We start from the raw sequence: 713 nt of genomic DNA, 5'->3' as shown, positions 1-713 counted from the left end.
AAGTTAACGGCATAACCTGATACACGAATCGTAAGTTGCGGATAATTCTCTGGATGATCCATGGCATCTACTAAAGTTTCCCGATTAAAGACATTTATATTTAAATGATGCCCGCCTTTTTGAGCATAACCATCTAACATACTTGCTAAATTGGCTTGTTGTACTTCATCTTCTTTCCCTAAAGCTTTAGGGATAATAGAAAAAGTATTAGAAATTCCATCTAATGAATAACTATAAGGCATTTTTGCGACAGAATTTAAACTTGCCAAAGCGCCATGTGTATCCCGTCCATGCATTGGATTTGCTCCAGGAGCAAACGGTTCACCAGCACGGCGTCCATCAGGTGTATTTCCTGTTTTTTTGCCGTATACAACGTTAGAAGTAATCGTTAAAATAGAAGTCGTGTGTTTTGCATCCCGGTAAGTTGGGTGTTTTTTAACTTTTGTCATAAAGGTTTTCAGTAACCAGACACCAATTTCATCTGCCCGGTTATCATTATTGCCGTATTTAGGGTATTCCCCTTCAATTTCATAATCAACTACTAAGCCATCATCGTCACGAATAGTTTTTACTTTAGCGTATTTAATAGCAGATAAAGAATCAATAACGACTGAGAAGCCAGCGATTCCCGTAGCCATTGTTCGCATGATTTCGCTGTCATGCAATGCCATTTCAAGGCGTTCATAAGAATACTTATCATGCATATAGTGAAT

At 38.0% G+C, this 713-nt stretch carries 1 pseudogene; it reads right to left on the bottom strand.

Annotated features, from left to right (window positions below):
- A pseudogene (locus RT405_RS10735) lies at nucleotides 1-713 on the bottom strand (pyruvate formate lyase family protein); the annotation flags it as partial.

Origin of the sequence: Carnobacterium sp., assembly GCF_032094055.1 — a bacterium.
Taxonomy (GTDB): Bacteria; Bacillota; Bacilli; order Lactobacillales; family Carnobacteriaceae; genus Carnobacterium_A.
The sequence above is the reverse complement of the archived record's forward strand: the minus strand, read 5'-3'. Positions and strand labels throughout refer to the sequence as shown.